Source organism: Celeribacter marinus, from assembly GCF_001308265.1.
In the GTDB taxonomy this organism is placed as follows: Bacteria; Pseudomonadota; Alphaproteobacteria; order Rhodobacterales; family Rhodobacteraceae; genus Celeribacter; species Celeribacter marinus.
The window spans coordinates 1588597-1613051 of sequence record NZ_CP012023.1 but is presented as its reverse complement, the minus strand read 5'-3'; the positions used below and the strand labels follow the sequence as shown (position 1 = coordinate 1613051).

Here is a 24455-nt window from a genome sequence, read left to right as displayed (position 1 = left end):
GCGCGCGCGCGGCCTCAAGGGGCATTCGCCCCTGACGTCCAAAAGCCGCGCAACGTGCCGTGTTTTCTACATGAAGTGGTAGGCGTTATTTTGGATGATGGTTTCAATCGCGTAAATTGCGATGAATGCAATTAGAGGCGCGAGGTCGAGACCGTTCATCGCGGGTAGGCGGCGACGGATTGGACCGTAGATTGGCTCTAGCAGGCGCGACAGGCCTTCCCAAATTTGGAAGACCAAGGGTTGGCGCATATTGAGAACCTGAAAGTTGATCAACCAACTCATGATGATGTGTACGATCATGACAAATTTAACGATCCCGAGGATCATAAGTAGAATTTGGATGAGTGAGATCATGTGAGTGCGCCTTCGGTTTCAAGTTCCGCAGATATCTAAGGTCTCTATGCCCTTTGCGCAAGGGATGCGCAAATTCAGGTTTGTCGTAACGTCGCGGTTGACGCCGCAGTGCGGCGCGATGATGGTGGCGGAATGTATCCATTTATCCGTATGATTTATCAGTCGTTCAAGTTTCGCCGCGCGCCAAAACTTGGTCTGTTCGAAACCCATCACTCACAGCATTATTGTTTGCCGTGGGACATAGATATTTGGATGGAGCTGAACAACGGGCGCACACTTACCCTGTTTGATTTGGGCCGCGTGCCAATGTCTATCCGCAACGGATCGGCCACGGCCGCGCGGGCGGGTGGTTTTGGATTGGCCGTTGCGGGGGCCTCCGTGCGCTACCGCAAACGCGTCACGACATTTCAAAAGATTGATATGGTGACGCGCCCTGTCGGGTTCGATGACAAGTTTCTCTACATGGAGCAGTCTATGTGGAATGCCAAAGGCGAGTGTTGCAATCACGTCCTTATTCGTGGGGCGGTCACGCAAAATCGCCGCATGGTGCCACCGATCGAGTTGCTGAAAGCCGTAGATCCGAATGTGCAAAGTCCAGCGCTACCCGCATGGGTTGAGAACTGGATCGAGGCGGACAACACGCGCCCGTGGCCCCCAACACGCGACTAACCTCAATTCGATTGCCTTAACGTCCGTTTGCCTGTTCTATCGCCTCAAACAAGAAAAGGGTTTGGGGCATGGGCGAGCCAACACACGGCAAACGTATTTGGGGTTGGATGATGTATGATTGGGCCACACAGCCCTATCACACGTTGATCATTACCTTTATTTTCGGACCCTATTTTGCGGAACAGGTCATTTCGTCGCTTATGGCGGGTGGCATGGACAGCGAGATGGCCAAAGCCGAAGCGCAATCCATTTGGGGGTATGGCCTAAGTATCGCGGGCCTAACAATCGCACTCCTCGCCCCTATTCTTGGCGCTGTTGCGGATAGCACGGGGCGCAAAATGCCGTGGATTAGGGTCTTTTCCATTCTGTACGTGGTGGGGTCATTCGGGCTTTGGCTTGCCGCGCCGTCGGATTTTCCAACCGTTTTGATCCTCGTATTTTTTGGTTTGGGTATGATCGGGCTAGAGTTCACCACGATCTTTACCAACGCAATGTTGCCAGACCTTGGCACACGCGAGGAGATTGGAAAGATCTCCGGCAATGGCTGGGCGTGGGGCTATATCGGCGGCCTCATCGCCCTTGTTGCGATGCTGTTGCTGTTTGCGGAGAACGGGGCCGGCGTCACGCTCATCGGTATTGCGCCGCTGTTCGGATTCGATGCCGCCGCGCGCGAAGGCACACGCTTTGTTGGACCGTTTGTCGGTCTGTGGTTCATCCTCTCTATGATCCCGTTTTTCATGTGGGTGCGCGAACCCAAAAGTGGGGTGGGCGGTCATGGCGGCGGGTTTTCTCAAGGACTGCGTGATTTGAAAAAGACACTCAAGTCGCTGCCCGCGCGCAAATCGCTATTCGCGTATCTGGGCTCGTCGATGTTTTACCGCGATGCGCTCAACGGGGTTTATACCTTTGGCGGCATTTATGCGCTGGGGGCGTTGGGGTGGAGTGTCGTTGATGTCGGCGTCTTCGGGATTTTGGCAATTATTACCGGCGCCATTTTCGCGTATTTGGGCGGGGCGGCAGATGTTCGGTTCGGTCCGAAACGTGTGATCGCAATTTGCATCATTTTGCTCATGATCGTCTGTGCGATTATCTTGTCCATCACACGCGAAAGCGTATTGTTCGTCGCGGTCGATCCGTCAAGCGCGTTCCCCGATGTAGCCTTTTATGTGTGCGGCGCAATCATCGGCGCGTGTGGCGGTGCGATCCAATCCGCCTCGCGCACGATGATGGTTCGCCAAGCAGACCCCGAGCGCATGACCGAAGCGTTTGGCCTCTATGCGTTATCTGGGAAAGCCACGTCATTTCTAGCGCCCGCGTTAATCGCTGTGGTGTCGGATGTCACAAACTCCCAACGATTGGGCATCACACCCTTGATTGCGCTTTTCCTTATCGGTCTGGTCCTGTTAGCGTGGGTTAACCCAGAAGGTGTGGAGAACGAGTGATGCGGTTGGTTTGGTTTGGTTTGGTTATTTGTACGGGTCTGGCGGCATGTGGCGCAGAGCGCGCGCCCTCCACGTCAAAGGCGGCAACATCCGTCACCGTGTCGTCGTCTGATCATCGTCCGGCGAAATCGGTGTTTAGCGGGATAACGGTTGCCTCAACGGGTGAGTCCGAGTCCTTTGGCTCCTATGCCAAGGGGTGCGTTGGCGGGGCGGCTCAATTGCCCGAAACGGGTGCGACATGGCAGGCCATGCGCTTGTCGCGCAATCGCAACTGGGGCCATGAGACGCTTGTTGATTTCGTTCAGGATTTATCACGTAAGGCGGCGACCCAATCCGGTTGGGCCGGTCTATACGTTGGCGACATGAGCCAGCCGCGCGGCGGTCCGATGTCGTCAGGTCACGCCAGTCATCAGATTGGTTTGGACGCAGATATCTGGATGCTGCCGCCAAGCCGATTGAACCTGACGCGGGCCGAGCGTGAAAACTTGTCGTCGATTTCCATGCGGCGCGCGGGCGGTGCCTACGTCAATAGCGACTGGACCCCGCAGCATCACAACGTCATCAAAGCCGCGGCACAAGACCCGCGTGTTGCGCGTATTTTCGTCTTTCCTGGCGCGAAAGTGCAGATGTGCAACGACGAAAAAGGGGATCGTGCGTGGCTAAACAAAGTCCGGCCGTGGTGGGGACATCACTATCATTTCCACGTGCGTTTGAACTGTCCTAAGGGGGATGCATCCTGTGTCGATCAGGCGCCGCCCCCTGCGGGAGATGGATGTGCCGATGCGCAAACGTGGGTGAACAACATTCTCAACCCGCCGCCGCCCAATCCCAACGCGACCCCGTCAAAGCCTAAACCCCCAATCACAATGGCGACCCTTCCCGCACAATGTTCATCCGTAGTCTCGTCGCATTAATCCTGTTGTCTGCGCCCCTCATGGCGCAGGACGCACAGTATTTGGGAAGTTATCGTTGGCAGTCGAGTGATCCGCTTCACGGCGGGTTCTCTGGCCTTGAATTGACGGATGACGGACGTGGCTATGTGACAATCTCGGATCGCGGGGCGATCGAAACCGGCCAGCTGAAACGCGATGCACGTGGTGTGGTGTCACAGGTTATGTCGGATGGAATTGTGCCGTTAAAAGGCGCGAAATCTGATGCGTTACCGCGATACGGAACCGATGCCGAGGGGCTTGCGGTTGGTGGTGATGGCACCATTTATATCAGCTTTGAGGGTCTTCACCGTATCTGGTCCTACGCCTCGGTGAGTGCGCGCGCGGTGCCTCTGCCGGCGCACCCTGATTTCAAGTCACTTCAAAACAATTCCGGGTTGGAGGCATTGGCGATTGATGCGCAGGGGCGGCTTTTGACCATGCCCGAGCGGTCAGGTGAGCGGTCCACACCGTTCCCCGTCTACCGCAATGGTGGAGGAACGTTTGGCATTGTGTACCGCATTCCGCGATCGGGTGAATACCTGCCCGTGGGCATGGATGTTGGGCCGGATGGGCAGCTATATGTGTTGGAGCGGTGGTTTCGCGGCATCGGGTTTTCATCACGTGTGCGCCGATTTGATATCAGCGGCAATACGGCCGATGGCGAGGTTACGTTGGTTGAAAGCGGCCTTGGCGTTCATGACAATTTAGAGGGGATTGCCGTGTGGCGCGATGCGCAAGGAATTCGTATCACCATGATTTCGGACGATAATTTTAAACCGTTCCAAGTCACGGAATTTGTGGACTACCGCGTTATCGAATAAATCCTTGATCTGGATCGGTTGGGGCGGTAAACGCTCGCATCGCCTCACATGGGGCATTCACCAAAGCCCCGATGGTCGGGGCCGAGTTGCCGTCACCTTCGATAAAAAACGGATTACATCATGAACCGAATTCTTCCTGGCATCATTGCCATGGCCACCATTGTGGTTGCCTCAAACATCCTTGTGCAATTTCTCATCCTTGATGGGCTGCTGACATGGGGGGCGTTTACCTATCCCTTTGCCTTTCTCGTCACGGATGTGATGAACCGCGTTTACGGCGTGAAATCAGCGCGTAAAGTCATTTTCGCGGGCTTTGTTACGGGAATTGTCTGTTCGCTCATTGGGACGCAGATCTCGATGCAGGGGGATGGATACACCTATCAAGCGGTGGCAATGCGTGTTGCTGTTGGATCGGCAACGGCGTTTTTGATTGCCCAACTCGTTGATATTGCTATATTTAACCGTCTTCGCGCTGGGGCGTGGTGGCGGGCGCCACTGGTCTCTACGGTTGTCGGGTCGGCGTTGGATACGGCGATCTTTTTCACCCTCGCGTTCTCACAGTCAGTCCGTTTTTTCGGCGAAGCGGCGAATGCGGAGATTTCGTGGGCTTGGGATGTCGTGCCGTTTTTGACCGTTGGCCCGATGGCGCCATTATGGATGTCGCTCGCGGTTGCCGATTGGGGTGTGAAACTTGCCCTTGCCTTAATCGCGCTGCTACCGTTTCGCCTCATTGTTGGGCGTTTGGCGGCACGGGTGGTATAAAAAGACTTGCCATATACCAGATATGTGGCACCATCTCCTTATCGGCAACATTTGAAAGGAGGTGTCCTAGTGTCTAGAGTCCTATTGGAAGCAACGGTCAAGACAGTCGGAGGGGCCGACGACTAGGGGCAATCCCCTGTTCAGAACACCTTTGATTGGGCATCCCTAATTGACCCAATTCCACTGATCTCGAAGGGCTGTCTTTTCTAGGCAGCCCTTTTCGCATCCGTGCAATCGGGCATAGTCACATGGTGTGCCCTCGGGTTTTGTCTACGCTTTGTGTCCCCACTTTGTGTCAGGGTGTTTAACCTGTTATCCCTGATTGTGGCGCGGTGTTGCATCTGTTTAACACCTTTATGCCCGCGCTTTGCACATATTTGAGCCGCGCTGATCCAAGGACGAGACCCATGCCACTGACCATCACCGACCAGATCGAGATCGCCGATTGGGAACTTACGGAGTCCTTTATGCGTGCCTCGGGGCCGGGTGGGCAAAATGTGAACAAGGTGTCCTCGGCGGTCGAGTTGCGGTTCGAGGCCGAACGCTCCCCACACCTGCCGCCCGCCGTGAAAACCCGCCTGCGCAAACTGGCGGGTCGGCGATGGACCAAAGACGGCGCAATCATCCTGCAATGCGACGAAACACGGTCGCAGGTGCGCAACCGCGACCTGATCCGAGAACGCCTTGTCGCGCTGATCGTGCAAGCGACAGAACGGCCTAAGTATCGCGTGAAAACGAAGCCGACAAAGGGGTCAGTGCGCCGAAGGCTTGACGGGAAGAAGAAACGTGGGGAGGTTAAGGCGCTTAGGGGTCGGGTGGATTAGACAATTGACCCAGACCTCCGAGAATGTATTTCTAGTATGGTAACGAATGGGAGTTGTTCATGGAGTTGCGAGTTTCGATTGATGATGGGGGAAATCCTCGCGTTCTTTTTCCGATACATTTCGAGGTTCCAGATCATCTGATTGAATTTTCGACGCTACAGAAGTGTTCTCGTGGCGTCCTTGATGTTTTTTCTGGTATCGGCGTCGGTTTCCCAGATGCAGCTGTCGAATTTGATGTCGTCTTGGCCCCTTTGGAAGAGGGTGGAGTCACCGCGTGGATTGGGAAAAAAGCTCATGTGGGGACATACTTTTTGTTAGGGGCACTTGCGGGGCCGTTCGCGGATGGCTTTATCGAAGAAGCCACAGGGAGAGAAGTTCGAGACTGGGGTGCCTTAGCTTACAATGAAGCGGGAAAGCTATTGGTCGACTTCTCTCAGGAATTGGTTGACGGGGTGCGGGAGAAGATGATCGAGGCAGAGTTATGCCGCACTTTGCTTGAAGTTAATCACGATCGTTTCGAAGAGTTAATCTCGGAGCGCCCTGAGATGGCTCGCGAGATATTAAACGGGCGCAGGAAGTTCTACGAAGCGTGTAAATCTAACAAAAGACTACCAAGTATCCAACTCGGAGTACTTCCAGAAACTCGGAGAATTATACGAAGAGAGTTCCCAGACCGAATGGTTCGAGATCACATAGATTCGACTAAAACGCAGAAGACGATAGAGAGAGGAGAATGGAAGAGCGCCATTCTGAGTTTAGAAATCACATCGCCGAATTGGGAGCGACTCGACCAACAGCGTGGTTGGAAAGGGAAGCTCAAAGATGGAAAGTATGTTTACTTTGAAATCTCGGACACGCGTTTCTGGCAAATGTTTGAAGAGAAGTCTTTGGACGCCGATACGCCTGACCACATGACTGCCCAATTCCTTTATCGAGACGTGAACGGTCGATTTAAGGCCGCCGAAGCAATCGCCGTATTTAGCTTCAACGGCAAGAACGTTTCCAAGCCAACTTCGCAAAGCAAAGTCGATCAGAGAATAGCAGAGCGCAACGCGGTTCAAGCACAACGGCAAGATGGCCTGTTCAGAGAAACCTAAACTACCACATCCTCGCTCACTTGCTCCCCAACGCCAAACACCCGTTTATACCGCTTGATCTCGTCGCTTGGGCCCATTGCTTTGTTCGGGTTGTCGGACAGTTTTACGGTGGGTTTGCCGTCCGCTTTGATGGCTTTGCAGACCAGTGAAAACGGGTTGAGGGCGTTGTTGTTCACCAAGCCGCGGAAGTCGTTGGTGAGCAGGGTTCCCCACCCGAACGAGGTGCGCACGCGGCCTTTGAATTGGGTGTGAAGGGCTGCGATTTTGTCGACGTCTAACCCATCGGAGAAGATCACCAGTTTCTTGGTGGGGTCTTCGCCGCGTGATGTCCACCAGTCAATCGCCACTTCGGCGCCCGTTGCGGGATCGCCGCTATCGATGCGGATGCCCGTCCATCCCGCGAGCCAATCGGGGGCGCGGTCGAGAAAGCCGCGTGTGCCGTAGGTGTCGGGCAGGATGATGCGCAGGTTGCCATCGTGCTCCTCTTGCCAGTCGGCCAAAACGTCATAGGGCGCGCGGGCCAAGGCGTCATCGCCGTCCGCGAGGGCCGAATAGACCATGGGCAATTCGTGGGCGTTGGTTCCGACCGCCTCCAAGTCGCGTTTCATCGCGATATGACAGTTCGACGTGCCGGAGAATTTCGAGCCGAGGCCCTCCCCCATCGCCTGAACGCACCAGTCCTGCCAGAGGTAGGAATGGCGGCGGCGGGTGCCGAAGTCGGCGATTTTCAAACCGTCGAGCGGCTTGAGTTGTTCGACCTTTTCCCACACGCGGGTCATGGCGCGGGCGTAGAGAATTTGAAGCTCGAAGCGGCCCATGTCGCCCGTCACCGCCCGCGAGCGGAGTTCCATCAGGATGGAGAGGGCGGGAATTTCCCACAGCATGACCTCTGGCCATGCGCCCTCGAACGTTAGCTCGTATTGGCCATCGCGTTTTTCGAGGTGGTAGGGCGGCAGGCGGAGATTTTCGAACCATTCCATAAAGTCGGGGCGAAACATCTGGCGCTTGCCGTAAAAGGTGTTGCCGCGCAACCATGTGCTTTCGCCGCGCGAGAGAGACAGGGAGCGGACATGATCAAGCTGTTCACGCAACTCGCCCTCGTCGATCAGGTCGGCCATGCGGATCGATTTGGAGCGGTTGATGAGCGAGAATGTTACCTGTGTGTCACGCTTATTGCGAAACACCGATTGGCACATCAGGAGTTTGTAAAAATCGGTGTCGATCAGGGAACGGACGATCGGGTCGATCTTCCATTTATGATTGTAGACACGGGTAGCGATATCGACCATGGGCGGCCCCTTTTTGTGTTGCTCCGGTTAAAGCAGGGCGACGCGGGGTTTGGCAAGCAGGGGGCGGAAATTGAGGGGTGATTTGCGCAAATTGCCTGTTAGGGTCGCGGGGAAACAACAATGGAGATGAGCCATGAAAATGATCTATGTGGCCATGGCGGCGATGGTGTTCGCGGCGGGGGCATGTGCGGAGGGCTATTGGGAATACGGATCGTGGCGCGTGACAACGGTTGAGCACGATACGCAAGAGGACCTGTTGCGGTTTTGCATTGCCAGTACGGGGGGCGATGGTGAGCCGAGTGTCTTTGTCGAGTTCATGGATCACGACGCGGGGCCACCCGATGCCTACCCGTCTGTGGTGTTTACCGAAACCGCGCCGCGCGGATTTCAGACCCAAATGCAGGATAGTATGACTGGATATGTGATTTTCGACAGCTATGAGCGGGCCGATGCCGCGCCATTCACCTATGTCGATGAGGACGGGTTTGCGATGGCGCGGGTGCGGTTTGATGACAGTCAGTGGATGCTGCAACGGATGCAGGCAAACGGGCGTATGGATCTTGTGGTTGCAGGGCGTCCCGTGATGGCGGCGCAGCTCAACGGATTTACCGCCGCCTATCTCAAGGCCGCTGACGAATGCGGGTTCACGGGTGTGGGCGTGGTCGAATAGACCCTAAAGCAGCGTAATTGCGGCGGCGCGCATGTCGGACCGTGCGGTCGCATATGATCCGTCCATGTCGATAGCGCGGCACAGGTCCGTGCGCACGGTGACGGTGAACCCCAATCGCGCCGCATCCAGCGCAGAGAATTTGACGCAGAAATCGGTGGCAAGACCGACCAGTGTTAGTGTGTCGATCCCACGCGTGCGCAAATAGCCCTCAAGGCCGGTTGGTGTGGTGCGATCATTCTCGAAAAAGGCGGAATAGCTGTCGATTGCGGTATTGAACCCTTTGCGGATGATCATGTCTGCATCTGTGCGCAGATCGGGGTGAAAGGCCGCGCCGTTGGTGTTTTGAATACAGTGGTCAGGCCAAAGCACTTGGGTGCCATAGGGCATTTGGGTCGTGATGAACGGGTCGGCATCGTGGGTCGTGGCGAACGATGAGTGGCCGCGCGGGTGCCAGTCTTGGGTCAGGATCACCGCGTCATAGCTGTCCATTATGGCGTTGACGCCGCTCACGATTTCGTCGCCACCAGCAACCGCGAGGGCACCGCCCGGGCAAAAGTCGTTTTGAATGTCGATTACAATAAGGGCATGCGCCATTTTAGGGCTCCGAGTGGTTGAATTGTGCAAAGGGTATCATTGCGCGCGCGTGGGTCAACCGCATCGCTTGCACAGGTTCGGACGGGGGCGTAAACGTCATGTTTTGCGGCGAATGCGAGGGCGACATGGCGACACTGGGTATAGACTTTGGCACATCCAATACGGCGGCGGGATGGATGCGTGATGGTGTTCCTATGGTCATCCCTTTGGAGGGAGAAAGCGCCACATTGCCAACGGCTGTCTTTTTGGACTTTGGCGCGAAACAGACCCTTTACGGCAAAGCCGCGGCGCGTGCGATGATGGACGGTGAGGACGGTCGGTTTATGCGAGCGCTTAAATCCGTTCTGGGAACGCCGTTGGCCCATGAGCGCAGACAGTTTATGGCGGAAAAACTAACGCTGATTGAGGTGATTGCGCGGTTTCTATCCGAGATCAAAGCCCGCGCAGAGGCCGCGACCGGAGAGACGTTTGATGCGGCTATTTCGGGCCGCCCTGTGCGGTTCCATTCGGCGGATGCGGCGCGTGATGCACAGGCCCTTGTGGATCTGACGAAAGCCTATGAATTGGCTGGATTCGGGTCTGTTTCATTCCTACCTGAACCTGAGGCTGCCGCGCTAAGTGTCACGGGTGAGGGGCGTATTTTGATCGTTGATATCGGTGGGGGGACATCGGATTTTACGATCTGTGACAAGGCTGGATTAGAGACTCGCGTCATTGCCTCTGAGGGGCTTCGGCTGGGCGGGACAGATTTTGATAAGCAGATCAGTTTGAGCCATATTATGCCGCTTTTGGGTCTAAACACGCAGATTGGAAATGAATTCGGAGGTGGCAGTCACGCCGCACCGCGCGGGTTGTACAACGATCTGGCGTCATGGGAAAAAATCACCTTTGTTTATGGTGACAAAATGGTGCGCGAAGTGCGCCGGTGGGAACGGATGGCCAAGGATAAGGTTCCGTTTGCGCGCCTTGCCGATGTGTTGGACATGCATCTTGGGCACGATGTGGCCTACGCCGTTGAGGCGGGTAAGATTACGGCGAATGGGGCGAGCGAAGCACTGATTGATTTGAGCGTTGTTGAAAAGGGGTTGGGCGTTGGTCTCTCCAATGGCGACTTGATGACGCAGTTATTCCCGTCTGCACAAGAGATCGCCCAGTGCGCGGCAGCGACATTGAAGGCGGCGGATATGACCCCTGATGATATCGACCGCGTGGTGTTTGTGGGAGGATCGAGCCTACTTGGGGTCATTCAGCAACGTATTGGTGTGATGTTCCCAAATGCCAAACTGGAGACGTCAGAGGTGTTTACGGCGGTGGTAGACGGGCTTGCGATTGCAGCGGGGCAGCGTGTTGGGGGTTGATCGCCGCGCACGACAGGCGTAACGAAACCGCCATGTATACAGTTTGCGCTCTCTATCATTTCACCCGCTTCGACGATCCGTCGGCGATCCGTCAACCGTTGCTCGATTTGTGCCTCTCCGAGGGGATCACGGGATCGCTTCTTTTGGCGGGCGAGGGGATTAACGGTACGGTTGCGGGGCCGACTGCGGCGACGATCGAGCGTCTTGTCGCGCATATCCGTGCGTTGCCCGGCTGTGCCGATTTTGAATTCAAACTATCCACCGCTGAGGTTCAGCCATTTGGACGCATGAAGGTCCGCCTCAAGCGCGAAATTGTGACGATGGGTCAGCCCAACGTCGATCCACGCGCCTCGGTCGGGCATTACTGTACCCCCGAAGAGTGGAACGAATTGATCTCGGCCGATGATGTGGCCGTGATTGATACACGCAATGATTACGAGGTGGGAATCGGCACGTTCGCAAACGCGATTGATCCCCAGACCAAATCGTTTCGCGAGTTTCCGCAGTGGTGGGAAGAGAACAAAGACCGTTTTCACAACAAACGGATTGCGATGTTTTGTACCGGCGGTATCCGGTGTGAAAAATCGACCAATTTTCTGTTGGGTCAGGGGATTGAGGACGTCTACCATCTCAAGGGCGGTATTTTGAAATACCTCGAAGAGATGCCCAAGGAAGAGAGTCTTTGGAACGGTGAGTGTTTTGTATTCGACGGGCGCGTCTCCATTGGGCATGGATTGGAAGAGGGGCCGCATGAGTTGTGTCATGCGTGTCGTCAGCCAATCTTGCCCGAGGACAAGGCACGCCCCGAGTATGAGGACGGTGTTTCGTGTCATCAGTGCATCGACCAATTTGACGAGGCGCGCCGCGAGCGGTTTCGGGAGCGTCAAAAGCAAATCCTGTTGTCAGACGCACGCGGCGAGCGTCATTTCAAGCAGCATTAGGGTCTGTTAGATCAGTTCTATTACGCCAGTGAGTGCGGCGGTATTGTTCAGGTCGAAAAACGTCAAAGTGTTCTCGTTGCCGAAATCCAAGACGAAATTTTGGCCGATCCACGCGCCAAGTTGAGTGACGATATCGTGTGGGCTTAAGCCCAGTATGTCGAGTTCTGCGACATCAAGTTGTACGATGTCGCGTTTGGTGCTGAGGTCGCTGATCACATCGTGGCCATCGTTGAAAATGAACGTGTCGTTGCCTTTTCCGCCAGACAGGTAGTCGTTGCTTTCGCCACCGTCCAAGATGTCATTATCGTTGCCGCCATAAATGCGGTCGCGACCAGGGCCGCCACGCAAGAGATCGTCACCATTGGCACCTTTGATATAGTCATGGCCCCAATCTCCGTGGATGCGGTCGTTTCCTTCGTCGCCATAGAGGCGGTCTTTGTGTTTTCCGCCGTTGAGACGGTCGTTGCCATCCTCCCCATAAAAATAGTCGCGTCCGGTTTTCCCGTAGAGGGTGTCGTTACCGCCGCCCGCGTAGATGATGTTATTGACGGTATCGCCCGAAACGCGGTCGTTGGCGTCTGTCAAAATCAGACCTTCGATGCCTGAGAATGTGTCCCCTTCGCCAGCGCCCGCGTTGAGGTGTTGCTCCATGAGGTCGATGCTGACGTAGGTTGACGACGATGAGTAGTCGACAAGGTCATAGCCATCGCCGCCTGTGAAGCTGTCGGAACCGTCATAGCCGACAAAGCGGTCGTCTCCTGTCCCTCCGACAAAGATGTCGTTGCCGTTAGTGCCAAGGAGAGTGCCCGCCTGTATCCCATCCGCATGTGTGATGGTCTGTGCCGCTATGGCGGGAAAATAGTGCGACAAGGTTAGGGTGATGTGGTCCACCAGATCTAGCCACATTATGGGTTCGCCATAAGGCGTGGTGAGGTCTAGGCGTTCATCGTCGAACGTCAAAATGCCACCTGTTGCGGTTGTCTCAAATTCAAGTTGGTTGAGATTGCGCAATCCGTCATAGGCGGACAGGTCAAGTTGATCATGGGCAACGTCGAAGTCGGTGATGGTGTCCCGTGCGCCATCGCGCGTCAAAACAAAGACATCGCGCCCCGCCCCGCCCGTCATCGTGTCTGAGCCAGCCCCGTCATACAAAAAGTCGTCGCCATTTAGGGCGTTTAGATTGTCGTCTCCCTCTCCGCCAATGAGCGCCTCGTTTTGTGCGGTTCCTGTGAGATCTTCGCCCTCATTTTGGCTAAGGCGGCTTTGCCCGTTTAGTCCCAAGTCAAAAGTAAGACTTTGCATGCCAGTTTCGGTTTCAGACCCCGCAATGATCGTGAGGATGTGACCGTCAGACAAGAGTTCAAAGTTCGACACGTTGGTGAGGCCGCGCGTTTGTGTGTCGGCGATTGCGAGCCGGTGAACCAATGTCCCATCTGGCATGAGGGTTAAAATGCTTATGCCGTCATCATTTCCAGCGGCGACAATAAATGTAACGCCGTCTATTGTAATGGCCTTGATCTGATCGACGTTTCCAAAACGGGTTAGGGTGTTGTCGATCACATGGTCGACAATTTGCATATGGCCTGCGGCGTCAATTGCCGCTACGCTCAGGGACGAGCTTCCTGATGCGGCAATGACCGCATATGTTTGGCCCGCCACATCGACCGTCAAAATATCGGAAATGGTATTCACACCAAGGCCGTTGGCCGCACCCAACGAGGCGGTTGGCTCAAACCTGCCGTCTGATGTGACGCGCAAACAGGTCACGGCGTTGCTGTCCAATCCTGCGTAGAGCGCAAAATACTGCCCATCGCGTTCAAAGGTGGAGATGGCGCATATAGCCGCGCTATCCGCCGCGATTGCGTGCGCTGTGGTGAGTGTGCCATTCGCGCTCACGGTGTAGCTAGACAGCATCGTATCGCCGGCACACGCCGCAATCAGATAGGGCGTTGGTGCACTTATATAGGCTGACGCAGACATGAGTTCGCCAGTTGTCGCACTCCCCGATGTGGTGCCACGTGTTATTGTGCCAGCCTGATCCAATGCCATGGACAGCCCTGTTGAGCCTAATGCGCCGTGCATCACAGCGTGCCAAGTCGTGCCGATTTGGTAGAGATCAACCCCTTCTGGAGGGGCCATAGGCACAATGAAACTTGCCTGATCTATCAGTGAGACATCGGATGTACCGGCGTCCAGATCATACGTGAACAGTGTCGATATTTCGCGACTGGTTGCGACCAAGAGGTCGCTGGTCCCTGATGATATAAGGTCGATATCATTGAATCGGATATCGACTCCCAAATCATCGAAGCCAAGCCAGCGTTCTGCAATTAACCCTACCATTGTAACCCCCAAACCAGTGCCGGCGCATAAGGCGTCCGGCGGATCGATGAGGACAGGGTCGCGTCTGACTGCGTCGTTTTGCGGAACGGATTGTGGCGACACGCGCGCTTTTAATTCCGTCTGTTCTAAAGTTGTTCGCAGTTGGGAAAGGTGTCGTTAAGTCTTGTCGTTGAAAGGGGCGGTGAGGTGCCAATGGGCCGCATGTTTTGGGGTCACGTTAGTAAACTGGAAAGCGTCATTGGCTATCTTGGGGTGGAGCATGTTCTGGCAGCGTTCGGGCGCGGCCTCGTGCCCACTTTGGCAAAGGAGCTTTGATGACCCGTCCAACCGATCCCTTGTATGACGCTCAATGGCATTTCACCCTGATTGGCGACATCGAAGCGGTATGGAGCGATTATTCGGGACAGGGTGTTTCTGTCTTGGTCGTCGACGATGGTGTCGAGGCGGGCCATGAGGATTTGCGGTCCAATTACGATACATCCCGTCCGTTTTTCTACGCGGGTACAGCTTATAGCGGTGAGCCCTCTGCCGTTGGCTCCAACCATGGAACCGCCGTTGCAGGTTTGATTGCGGCGCAGTCTGGCAACGGTTTGGGTGGTGTTGGTGTCGCATATGACGCGCGGCTCAGTAGTTTTGACTATCTTTATGCGGTACAAAATACGCCCTCCCAAACCGATGATCTCGCGCTTTTTGGGCAATTGGCTGGTTTTGATGTGGTGAATTGTTCGTTCGGCATTCCCGCGCTCTACTGTGATTTTGACGCGGGCTATGCGCATGGGAGTGGCGACAGCCAGTCTAGCGGGATTGGCGCATTGTTCGATACGATGACGCATGCATTGGAAACGGGACGTGGCGGGTTGGGAACGCTGTCAATCTATGCGGCGGGAAACGGTTCGATGAATGCCTCCGGTTCTTATCTGACAAACAATCGAATGAGTGTCGTTGTTGCGGCCACGGACAAAAGTGGCGATGCACAAAGCTATTCGAATTATGGTGTCTCCTTAATGGTGGCCGCACCGGCGGCGAGTGTGACAACGGACCGGTCGGGAAATGCGGGGTATAGTATCACCGGTGGCGACACAGATTATACGCACAGCTTTGGCGGGACATCTGCGTCCACCCCGATCGTGTCAGGCGCGGTCGCACTTATTCTAGAGGCCAATGCCGGTTTGGGGTGGCGCGACATAAACGACATTCTAGCCTTGTCGGCGGCTCAAACGGGGTCTGATTTCGGACGTGGGGCGCGGCGGTTTGAGGTGTCGGACTGGATGTCAAACGGCGCACAAAACTGGAACGGTGGTGGCCTGAGCTATAGCGAGTCGTATGGCTACGGCATGATCGATGTTTTCGCAGCAACGCGGCTGGCCGAGGTTTGGGACGTCCTGTATCCGCAGCATGGTGTGTCAGCCAATGAAGTCTCGCTTGAGGTGGTGTCATCGGAGACGACGACTGTCCCTGACGGGAGATCACGCACACAAACCGCGACCACCACATCCGCGTTGAAGATTGATAGTGCCTATGTGAACGTCCGTTTGAAAAGTGCCGACCTTGAGGGGCTTTCCGTTTCATTGGTGACACCCATGGGGCAGATGCTAACCCTGACGGACCAAGAGCATATGTATGACGCGGATTTGGGCGCATTCGTCACGTACTCGTATGTGTTTCACGTGAACGGTTTGCACGAAATGAGTACGGTGGGGACGTGGGGTCTTCATGTTGAAGAGGCCCAGACGGACGGAAAGTCGACGGTCATTCAGGCGTTTTCCATCACGTTTTTCGGCGATGACGCAACGCATGATACGGTGCACCATTTTACATCCGATTTTGGTGATTTGGCCGCAATAGAGTCGAATCGAGCGCAAATCACAGATGATGATGGCGGTGTGGACTGGCTCGATTTTTCCATGATGGACACGAGTTTGACGGTTCGTCTGGATACGGGCGAGGTGGATCTAGGATCGGCGGGATACGCGGATCTGGCGCTTGGTCAATTCGAAAGCATTATGGGGGGTCAACGGCGCGATGTGTTGCATGGCGATGACTTTGACAACGACATAAACGGCAATGATGGCGACGATACATTGCGCGGCAATCGCGGAAACGACACCCTAAATGGCGCGCAAGGCGATGACGTTTTGTATGGCGGATATGGCCGTGACCATCTCATTGGCGGAACGGGTGATGATGTGATCGAAGCCGGAAAAAGCCGTGATCGCATCGAAGCCGGTGAGGGAAATGACATCATCAACGGAGCACAGGGCAAAGATAACATCTTTGGCGGTTGGGGCGATGACATCATCGACGGAGGGTCATCAAATGACCGCTTGTCTGGCGGGCGCGGCGCGGACTATCTGAGTGGCGGGTCGGGAAATGATCGTATGATTGGTGGGGCTGGCGCGGATAGTTTTGTTTTTGGCAAAGGGTTTGACGCCGATACCATCTTGGATTTTGAGATGTCGCGAGACGGTATTATCGTCCTGTCCGACTTGGTCGGGTCGGTGGCGGATGTTGGTCAATATGCGCGTGTGTCCGGGGATGATATCGTGTTCGATTTTGGCGATAGCGATGCATTAACCGTTGCGGGAGTGCTCGATATCAGCGGGCTCATGGATATGATTACGGTCATCTGATCACAGGGATCTCAATGCTTTTTTAAGCGTTGGAACCTACTCTTGTAAGCACGGTATTTGTGTGTGTTGAAAGAGGCCGAACATGTCGGTACGGGCCAATTTAAGAAAATTCGTGAGACACGTGCGCACGCATGGTATTGCGCACGCGGTGCGGCTGTCGTCAGCCTATTTGTGCTCTGGCAAGTCCCAACAGCCCACGGATATCGTAGCCGCAGCAAAGAACCTGAATGCACTCTATTGCGCGCCGTTTGGTGATGTGGCCGATCTCGCAACGCTAGGTAATGACGAGACACGTATGCAATGGATCATACCAAGTTTCGGGTTCGGGTCTGGCGGACATACAACGATTTTCAGGTTTGTGAACAACCTCGCCGCGATGGGGTATCCCCAACGTATTGTCATTCTGGGATCGGCCCGAGTACAGCAATCCGTGGTCCGTCTTGGCGAGCTGTGACGATTAAATCGTGCACCATGTCCGAGCCGGGGTAGGGCTGTAAGGAAATGCCCTTGAGTCCTGTAAGCTTGTTTAGAATACGACTGTCGCACACGCGATATTTTGCACCCTCATAGGCCGCGCGTAAGTCGGGGCGTTGCCAGATTTGAACGATGTGATCAACGTTCGGTGTCACAATGTAGGAAAATTCGGTGGATGCATGCGATGTGAGAAGCCCTTGCCAGTCGGCCGTGTCGGCCACCGCAAAGTTCATTCCCAAGAAAGAGCATTCGGCCACTTTGGTTGCGGCGTTTTGACGATAGCCCGTGATATCAATGGCGTGGTCAGCGATGAACTCTTTGCATTCGAACATAGGTCTATCCAGTTTCCAAGGCGGAGCGATATCCGCGGGTCTGCGCTTTCGTTAACCATGGTGGCAGAAAGGGGCGCAAATATGTTTGGACCAAGAAAGAGCTGTGTTTTCACGAATATGAGCACAAAAAAACGGCGGCCCAAAAGGCCGCCGTTTCGAATTCAATGTCGGAAGCTAAAAATTAATCAGCAGATACGACGGCTGCGATAGCGAGAACGCCAAGCAGGATAAGAGCAGCACTGCCACCGAGGGAAGAGCCAGCGGCTTCTTCAACGATCACAGGAGCTTCGATCATGGGCTCGGAGTAGCTGCCTGCGGAAGCGGATACAGCTGTAAGAGCGAATGCGGAAGCGAGTACGACTTTTTTCATCACCAGATCTCCATAAAGAAGGTATACACTCGACCACTTCGGTCAAGCTCGGATCAGATTTTGCACAAACAACGCCTCGTTTAAAGCCCTAATTATCGACACCCGCACCGATAATCCCATCCTCTGTGGCCATTGTGGCACATAAATGGGCTTTTTATCCCAAAAGCGCAGATAAACAGGTTCACTTTACGTTACCTGTAAAGGCGAGGTGCAAAATTTTTGGCGAGGTTTCCGATAGATACATACCTCTTTGCGCACTGGCGAGAGTGATTCTTCTGGACAGCGTTTGCGGTCTACGTCATCCAGATGTCCTGCAAAAAAGGACGCTGACATGGTCAAAGGATTTGTTTGGTTGACGCTTGCCTACGGGCTAAGCCAATTTTATCGCGCGTGTCTTGCGGTGTTTGCGCCTGTGTTGGATGCCGAAATTGGCCTTGGTGCAGATCAGGTGTCTACGGCTGTGGGTCTATGGTTTTTGGCCTTTGCCGCAATGCAAATTCCCGTGGGATGGCTCTTGGACCACAAATCACCCCGTTTGACGGCCTCCATTCTTTTGCTGTTGGGCGGCGGTGGCGGCGCGGTTGTGTTTGGCTTGGCTCAAGGTGCTCTGTCAATTTACATGGCGATGATCCTGATCGGCATTGGATGTTCACCGGTTTTAATGACCTCGTTTTACATTTTCGCACGTCTCGCCCCGCACGAGAAATTCGGCACGTTGGCAGGGCTTGTTTTAGGGATCGGGTCGTTGGGTAATGTTCTGGCGTCCGCGCCCCTCTCCATCGCATTGGAGGCAATCGGTTGGCGGGCGACGATGTTCGTGTTGGCGGGGGTGACGGCGTTGGTTGCATTGGCTTTGTCGCGGCTGGTCGGTGATCCGCCACGGGTGTCGCGCGACCGCACACAGCCCAAGCGAAAGCTAAGCGATTTGTTGCGTATTTACCCTTTGTACCCGATCCTGATCATCGCAATGGTCGCCTATGCACCTGGTGCCGGTTTGCGGGGCAGTTGGATTGGTGGTTATCTGTCCGACGTCTTTGGTTTGGGGTCTATTCAAATCGGGAATGCGACGATCTACATGGCCATCGCGATGATTTTGGGCAGTTTTACATTCGGCCCCGCGGACCGCGTAATCAAGAGCCGCAAAGTCATTATTGGTGGGAGCGGGATTGTCACGATTGTCGCCTTGCTCACCCTATGGCACAGTGGGGGACAATGGCCTGTCGTTCCAACTGTCGCGCTGTTTATGGTCGTCGGCTTTTTCACCGCAAGCTATCCGCAAATTATGAACCATGGCCGCACGCTTTTGCCCGAGGATTTGGTCGGTCGTGGCGTGACGCTGATCAATTTATTCTCCATCGGCGGCGTTGGCGTGTTTCAGATCATAACCGCGCGACTATTTGCCCACGCTCAGGTGTCTGCACCGACTGTCGTCACGCCCTACGGTAGCGTTTTCGTGTTTTTTGCGGTTATGTTGGCGATAGGCTTGGTGATTTACGTTATCGATCTGAAAAGATTTGCGGGAGGGGCACATGATTGATGACGCGGCTTCGTCACCCAAATGCGTGATTTTGAACGATACCTCGACCCGCTATCACCACGGGTGCATCAGGGTGATGGAACAGCTCAAGTCGGGCCTTGTCGATCGCGGCATCACAATTGCGGCGTGCGCACCGGCGCGCCACGATTGGGAAAATGACCCCAAACTCATCGAACACATCCGTAGCTGTGATTTGGTTGTGATAAACGGTGAGGGCACGCTTCATCACGGTAACGCGAGTGGCGAGCGCTTGCTCAAACTTGCGACTTGTGACGCGGTAAAGGGCGTTCCGATCGCTCTGGTCAATGCTTTGTACGAGCAAAACCCCGAACACTGGGGGCGCTACGTTGAAAAATTTGACATCGTGAGTGCTCGCGATACGCAATCTGCCAAGGAGATCAATGACAGTATTGGTAGGCCTGTGGCGCGAACGGTTGCGGATCTGTCAATGAGCACTGGTGCGCTTAGTTACGATGGCCTTAGGGACGGTTTGATCGTTGGTGACAGTGTCAAATGGAACCGCCGAACTGATCTCGCAAAAGCGGCCTCACGTTTGTCCGCAGACCTGTATGTGCCAACCAAAACGCTATCGTCGCTAATTTGGAAATCCACTGTCGCAAAGCGCGCACTCTATGCGCTCTACAACGGGGTACTAACTCTCCGGCAGCCCAAATTTGTCATGCCGCGTGATGTTGATGGCTACCTACGTCTTTTGAGCAGCTGCGAGGGGCATATCACCGGTCGCTTTCATGCTGTCTGCTTGTCGATGGTGACGGGAACGCCATTTTTGGCACTCTCATCAAACGCATCCAAAATCGAGCGGTTGCTTACGGATGTTGGTATTGGGGCATCGCGTATCCTCACGCCCGATGATCTCTCGTCTTTGACACTATTACGAGCGGTTCGGCCGTTTGATTCAGGGGAAGTGCAGGCTGTTCAAGCGTACCTTGAAAGCGCGAGAACGAATGCTGCAACCCTCATGGATGATCTCGCACATTTGGCATTTCATCACATGGAGAACGCTGCGTGATCATGTTTTGGCTTTTCAGGAAATGGATGACAGACGCGCAGTTGGCTCGCGGGACACTGCACCCAAGTGAACTGCATGACCTGCTGCGAGGGAAAACTATTGCGATCGTTGGAAATGCGCGCGCATTGAGCCATGGTGCCTTTGGTCAAGAAATAGATGCCGCCGATATTGTCATTCGGATTAACCGCGCGCCGTGTCCGGCAGAAATAAGCCATGGGATGCGAACAGACTGGCTGGCGACCTCAATTCCATTGCAAGCATCCGTGCTCAATGCACATGACCCCTCTTTGATCCTGTGGATGACGTCCAAACGCAAACGATTGCCGAAACGGTTTCTAAAGCGTGGGCTTGGGTTTTATCTAAACCGTAAGGATGACCGATCTGCGTTGGCGGCGCGTATGAATTCTGCGCCAACAACGGGCGCGATGTTGATTGATTTGATTGCCAAGAGTCCTGCGGCGCAAATTGATCTCTACGGGTTCGATTTTTTCTCGTCGCTATCACTGTCGGGGCGGCGCACTGCGGATGATGTGCCTCATGATTTTGACGCCGAAGCGCTGTTTGTAAACGGGCTATGTGCGGACGATGAGCGGATCACACTTCACTCGATGAAATAAGGCCCATCATGGATTCTGCCTTTACATCGGGGTGGATTTCGCTATCCCCCACGCGTGTCATTTGGACAACAAGGAGTATCGCTGATGGGTTATAAAATCGTCGTCGTTGGTGCCACGGGTAACGTGGGCCGTGAAATGCTGAACATTCTTGCTGAGCGCGAGTTTCCTGTAGATGAGATCGTGGCGCTTGCGTCACGCAAATCTCTCGGCACCGAAGTGAGCTTTGGCGACAAGACCCTCAAAACCCTTGATCTTGCGACATTTGATTTCGCGGGCTGGGATATGGCCCTCTTTGCTGTTGGCTCCGAGGCCACCAAAGAGTTCGCGCCAATCGCGGCCAAAGCGGGCTGTGTGGTTATCGATAACTCGTCGCTGTACCGCTACGATCCTGATGTGCCGTTGATTGTGCCAGAAGTGAACCCAGACGCAATCATGGGCTATTCTAAGAAAAACATTATCGCGAACCCCAACTGTTCCACGGCGCAGATGGTTGTCGCGCTAAAGCCATTGCATGACCGCGCCAAGATCAAGCGCGTTGTCGTGTCGACATACCAATCCGTATCTGGGTCGGGCAAAGCGGCGATTGACGAATTGTGGAACCAAACCAAGGGCATGTATGTCCCTGGTCAAGAGGTCGACCCTTCGGTGTACCCCAAGCAGATCGCGTTCAATGTGATCCCGCATATCGACGTCTTTATGGACAGCGGCGACACCAAAGAAGAATGGAAGATGGTCGCAGAGACCAAGAAAATCATTGATCCGTCGATCAAAGTAACCGCGACATGTGTGCGTGTTCCTGTGTTTGTGGGCCACTCCGAGAGCATCAACATCGAGACTGAAGAGTTCCTTGATGAAGACGAGGCACGCGATATCTTGCGCGAGTCGCCCGGTATTCTGGTGATCGATAAACGCGAAGATGGAGGGTATGTGACGCCTATCGAGTGTGTCGGCGACTTTGCCACCTTCGTGTCGCGCATCCGCCAAGACGTGACGGTTGAGAACGGTATCAACCTGTGGTGTGTCTCCGATAACCTGCGCAAAGGTGCTGCATTGAACGCGGTTCAAATTGCCGAGCTGTTGGGGCGTAGAGTTCTCAAAAAGGGCTAACCCCCGCGCCGTCAAAAATTGAATAATGTGAAAAGGGTGCGGTTTCGCGCCCTTTTTCATGCCCGCGCCTGAGTGGCTTTGGCCAGCGCAGTTTGTGTTTGACAGGCTGTCTCATTAACTTAAAGCCATCTTCGCCCGCGCAGAAAAACATCCTGAGTGGTATGATCTGCCCAAGGGAATCGGTGCCAATAGAAACGCGGAGGACGCAGTTATGTTTAGAGTAAAGTTGAATTTCACTGCGCGGGAGCGAAACGTGAAGAGTGACTCGCACGCTACGGGCGAGGGTCGCCCTAATCTGCGCCGACAAAACAGCATCCACCTGACCCGCGAAGATTTGTGTCGGACGTTCAAGGAAAAGGTATGGTGTAAGAGCAATGCCGACAAACCTGATCGCGCGCTTTAGGCGTGTTTTTTATTGATCGCGATAGGCGGTCTGTCGCCAGTTGCGGCACCTAATTGAGAGCACACGTACAATTGGGTTGCGGATGATGATTGGCCAGTGGACTCTGACCTCAAATTGAGGAGGACATTATGGCCCTGCACCCTTGTATATCATCAGCTATCGCGGCGTCGATTGTGGCGCTGACGCCCGTTTTGGCGCAAGCCGACACATTCACGGCTCAAAGCGTTGTAACATCTGCAACGCTCTACCCCACTGGCGGTGAAGTGGTGCGAAGGGCGCGCCTTCAAATGCCTGCGGGGCGTCACGAGTTGCATCTTCCCAACATACCTGCGCAGAGCGCCCAGTCGTTTGCGCAAAGTGTTCGTGCTGAGCTTACAAACGCACAGCTGGGGCCAATCCGAGTGCGCCCAGACTTACAGACCACGAAAGAGAATTGGGCGGAGCCAGAGGCCGAGGCGCGCAAACTGGTCGCGGATGCCAAGGCCACGCTTGACCAGTTGAAAAGCCAAAAAGCGGCGGCGATGGATGAGGTGACAGCGGCACAAGACGGTTTGGATTTCTTGACGCGTTTGAAAGCACCAAGCGGGACAGCGGCTATAGATTTGGCTCAGATCGCGGCTATGATCCGTGAGCAATCCGCATTAGCGCGTGAGGCCATGGCACAGGCCCAAGCGCGTTCAAACGCCTTGAATGACAGTCTCAACGATGCAAAGGCGGCTCTTGATGCGGCTAAGATTGAGTTGGCGCGTATTGCAGACCCCGATGAGGCGCGTGTGACGGTTTCGCTGTCTTTAGACGTTCCAGAAGATGGGGAGGTATCGGTTGATGTCATTTATCCGATCCAAGCGGCGGGATGGCGACCCAGTTATACCGCGCAACTCGATACGGTAACGGGCGATATGCAATTCGAACGTAGTGTGCAAGTGACGCAATCCACAGGCGAGGCGTGGTTTGACGTCACTCTTTCCCTGTCAACCGACCGCCCTGAGCGCTCCACGGATCCGTCCTATCTACCGCCGTTGATCCGCCGCGTGTTCGACCCTGACGATATGCGCCCTATGGCCCGTAGTATGGCCGCCGATACGATGATGCTCGAGGGGGCGCAGATGACGGCCGACAGCATGGTTCCCCGCGGGTACGGGCTCAATTTGATGTATGATCTACCGCTAGAACAAACGGTTTATTCGAGCGCAGATGAGGCGACCGAGTTTGCGATGAGCGTTCTTGAGTTTGGGCCGCAGATGTCCGTCCGCGCTGTGCCGCTTTTTGATGAAACGGGGTATCTGATGGCGGCGTTCCAAAACACGAGTGGTGAGATGTTCCTCCCAGGTGAGGTGCGCCTATACCGAGATGGATCATTTATTGGTCAGACCTTTAGTGACAGCATCGGCGCGGGCGAGCGTGCCGAGTTTGGATTTGGGCCGGTTGACGGGATCAAAGTGTCACGCGTCATCGTTGATGCCAATGAGGGGGATCGTGGCGTGATCCGTAAATCAAACGAGATGGAAAGTGCCATCCTGATTTCGGTCGAGAACTTGACGGACCGGGTATGGCCGATCGAAGTTATGGACCGTGTGTCTGTCTCCGAGCAGGAGGACTTGGACATTAAATGGTCATCGACTCAAATACCGAGCGAGGTCGCCAGCAATGATCAGCGCGGGATTTTGAAATGGGTGTTTGACCTAGAGGCGAACACGATATGGACAACGCAGTTGACCGAGCGTCTCACGTGGCCGGATGGTCAGCAACTACAGTGATCTCGCCCGCGCAGATCGGTGCAATACAATGTTCAATTGTTGCGATGTGCGCGGGGTGATTCTGTGTCTTTGAGGCGCAATCCCCAGTCGACACATTGGCGC

Annotated in this window: 23 protein-coding genes; 17 read left to right on the top strand and 6 right to left on the bottom strand. The window is 54.8% G+C overall.

Annotated elements, in window-relative coordinates; all coding sequences use genetic code 11:
* Window positions 1-66 precede the first annotated feature (66 nt).
* The gene (locus IMCC12053_RS07990; RefSeq protein ID WP_062217743.1) at window positions 67-354 is read right to left on the bottom strand and encodes a YggT family protein; all 288 of its coding nucleotides are present in this window, start codon (window positions 352-354) and stop codon (window positions 67-69) included.
* Between the two features lie 132 nt (window positions 355-486).
* Between IMCC12053_RS07990 and IMCC12053_RS07985 the strand changes: the two genes are divergently transcribed.
* The 7 genes from IMCC12053_RS07985 to IMCC12053_RS07955 all read left to right on the top strand — a co-directional run bounded on the left by IMCC12053_RS07985 (window position 487) and on the right by IMCC12053_RS07955 (window position 6901).
* The gene (locus tag IMCC12053_RS07985; protein ID WP_062217740.1) at window positions 487-1023 is read left to right on the top strand and encodes an acyl-CoA thioesterase; all 537 of its coding nucleotides are present in this window, start codon (window positions 487-489) and stop codon (window positions 1021-1023) included.
* Window positions 1024-1091: 68 nt separating this feature from the next.
* Window positions 1092-2465 carry an MFS transporter gene (locus tag IMCC12053_RS07980; RefSeq protein WP_062217738.1) on the top strand — a complete coding sequence of 458 codons (1374 nt, stop codon included), beginning with the start codon at window positions 1092-1094 and terminating at the stop codon, window positions 2463-2465.
* The gene (mepA, locus tag IMCC12053_RS07975) at window positions 2465-3379 is read left to right on the top strand and encodes a penicillin-insensitive murein endopeptidase (RefSeq protein ID WP_062217734.1); all 915 of its coding nucleotides are present in this window, start codon (window positions 2465-2467) and stop codon (window positions 3377-3379) included. The genes IMCC12053_RS07980 and mepA overlap by 1 nt, the downstream gene beginning before the upstream one ends.
* Complete coding sequence (locus IMCC12053_RS07970; protein WP_062217732.1) at window positions 3352-4218, top strand: esterase-like activity of phytase family protein; 867 nt, start codon at window positions 3352-3354, stop codon at window positions 4216-4218. Before mepA ends, IMCC12053_RS07970 begins: the two co-directional genes overlap by 28 nt.
* Before the next feature lie 120 nt (window positions 4219-4338).
* Window positions 4339-4980, top strand: coding sequence for a queuosine precursor transporter (locus tag IMCC12053_RS07965; RefSeq protein ID WP_062217728.1), 642 nt, complete (start codon window positions 4339-4341; stop codon window positions 4978-4980).
* A 407-nt stretch (window positions 4981-5387) separates the two neighbouring features.
* Window positions 5388-5804 carry an alternative ribosome rescue aminoacyl-tRNA hydrolase ArfB gene (arfB, locus tag IMCC12053_RS07960; protein ID WP_062217725.1) on the top strand — a complete coding sequence of 139 codons (417 nt, stop codon included), beginning with the start codon at window positions 5388-5390 and terminating at the stop codon, window positions 5802-5804.
* A 59-nt stretch (window positions 5805-5863) separates the two neighbouring features.
* A complete protein-coding gene (locus tag IMCC12053_RS07955) occupies window positions 5864-6901 on the top strand; it encodes a hypothetical protein (RefSeq protein ID WP_062217723.1) in 1038 nt (345 codons plus the stop codon).
* Here IMCC12053_RS07955 and pncB read toward each other — a convergent pair.
* Window positions 6898-8190 (bottom strand): nicotinate phosphoribosyltransferase, encoded by a 1293-nt coding sequence (pncB, locus tag IMCC12053_RS07950; RefSeq protein ID WP_062217720.1) that lies wholly within the window; start codon window positions 8188-8190, stop codon window positions 6898-6900. The two genes, IMCC12053_RS07955 and pncB, sit on opposite strands and share 4 nt — an antisense overlap.
* Window positions 8191-8323: 133 nt before the next feature.
* Here pncB and IMCC12053_RS07945 point away from each other — a divergent pair, with 133 nt between their 5' ends.
* Window positions 8324-8860 (top strand): hypothetical protein, encoded by a 537-nt coding sequence (locus IMCC12053_RS07945; RefSeq protein WP_062217717.1) that lies wholly within the window; start codon window positions 8324-8326, stop codon window positions 8858-8860.
* A 3-nt stretch (window positions 8861-8863) separates the two neighbouring features.
* On the opposite strand, the gene pncA is transcribed toward IMCC12053_RS07945, so the two are convergent.
* Window positions 8864-9454 carry a bifunctional nicotinamidase/pyrazinamidase gene (pncA, locus tag IMCC12053_RS07940; RefSeq protein WP_082389064.1) on the bottom strand — a complete coding sequence of 197 codons (591 nt, stop codon included), beginning with the start codon at window positions 9452-9454 and terminating at the stop codon, window positions 8864-8866.
* Window positions 9455-9471: 17 nt separating this feature from the next.
* On the opposite strand from pncA, the gene IMCC12053_RS07935 reads away from it, so the two are divergent.
* Window positions 9472-10812 (top strand): Hsp70 family protein, encoded by a 1341-nt coding sequence (locus IMCC12053_RS07935; RefSeq protein WP_335337289.1) that lies wholly within the window; start codon window positions 9472-9474, stop codon window positions 10810-10812.
* A 32-nt stretch (window positions 10813-10844) separates the two neighbouring features.
* The gene (trhO, locus tag IMCC12053_RS07930; protein ID WP_062217712.1) at window positions 10845-11753 is read left to right on the top strand and encodes an oxygen-dependent tRNA uridine(34) hydroxylase TrhO; all 909 of its coding nucleotides are present in this window, start codon (window positions 10845-10847) and stop codon (window positions 11751-11753) included.
* Between the two features lie 6 nt (window positions 11754-11759).
* Here the strand turns inward: trhO and IMCC12053_RS07925 are convergent, their stop codons facing one another.
* A complete protein-coding gene (locus IMCC12053_RS07925) occupies window positions 11760-14096 on the bottom strand; it encodes a calcium-binding protein (protein WP_062217709.1) in 2337 nt (778 codons plus the stop codon).
* A gap of 314 nt (window positions 14097-14410) precedes the next feature.
* Between IMCC12053_RS07925 and IMCC12053_RS07920 the strand changes: the two genes are divergently transcribed.
* Window positions 14411-16726, top strand: a complete 2316-nt coding sequence (locus tag IMCC12053_RS07920; protein WP_062217707.1) for a S8 family serine peptidase — start codon at window positions 14411-14413, stop codon at window positions 16724-16726.
* A gap of 82 nt (window positions 16727-16808) precedes the next feature.
* On the top strand, window positions 16809-17180 hold the full coding sequence (locus IMCC12053_RS15800; protein WP_156320738.1) for a hypothetical protein: 372 nt from the start codon (window positions 16809-16811) through the stop codon (window positions 17178-17180).
* Here the strand turns inward: IMCC12053_RS15800 and IMCC12053_RS07915 are convergent.
* Window positions 17125-17532 carry a hypothetical protein gene (locus IMCC12053_RS07915; RefSeq protein WP_062217704.1) on the bottom strand — a complete coding sequence of 136 codons (408 nt, stop codon included), beginning with the start codon at window positions 17530-17532 and terminating at the stop codon, window positions 17125-17127. The two genes, IMCC12053_RS15800 and IMCC12053_RS07915, sit on opposite strands and share 56 nt — an antisense overlap.
* Window positions 17533-17713: 181 nt before the next feature.
* A complete protein-coding gene (locus IMCC12053_RS07910) occupies window positions 17714-17902 on the bottom strand; it encodes a hypothetical protein (protein ID WP_062217701.1) in 189 nt (62 codons plus the stop codon).
* Between the two features lie 331 nt (window positions 17903-18233).
* On the opposite strand from IMCC12053_RS07910, the gene IMCC12053_RS07905 reads away from it, so the two are divergent.
* The 5 genes from IMCC12053_RS07905 to IMCC12053_RS07885 all read left to right on the top strand — a co-directional run bounded on the left by IMCC12053_RS07905 (window position 18234) and on the right by IMCC12053_RS07885 (window position 24353).
* Window positions 18234-19439, top strand: a complete 1206-nt coding sequence (locus tag IMCC12053_RS07905; RefSeq protein WP_062217698.1) for an MFS transporter — start codon at window positions 18234-18236, stop codon at window positions 19437-19439.
* Entirely contained in the window at window positions 19432-20469 is a 1038-nt protein-coding gene (locus tag IMCC12053_RS07900; RefSeq protein ID WP_062217695.1) for a polysaccharide pyruvyl transferase family protein, read from the top strand. Before IMCC12053_RS07905 ends, IMCC12053_RS07900 begins: the two co-directional genes overlap by 8 nt.
* A gap of 26 nt (window positions 20470-20495) precedes the next feature.
* Window positions 20496-21086, top strand: a complete 591-nt coding sequence (locus IMCC12053_RS07895; RefSeq protein ID WP_169775310.1) for a glycosyltransferase family 29 protein — start codon at window positions 20496-20498, stop codon at window positions 21084-21086.
* Between the two features lie 84 nt (window positions 21087-21170).
* The gene (locus IMCC12053_RS07890; RefSeq protein WP_062217692.1) at window positions 21171-22193 is read left to right on the top strand and encodes an aspartate-semialdehyde dehydrogenase; all 1023 of its coding nucleotides are present in this window, start codon (window positions 21171-21173) and stop codon (window positions 22191-22193) included.
* Between the two features lie 531 nt (window positions 22194-22724).
* Window positions 22725-24353 (top strand): DUF4139 domain-containing protein, encoded by a 1629-nt coding sequence (locus tag IMCC12053_RS07885; RefSeq protein WP_062217689.1) that lies wholly within the window; start codon window positions 22725-22727, stop codon window positions 24351-24353.
* Window positions 24354-24455: the final 102 nt, after the last annotated feature.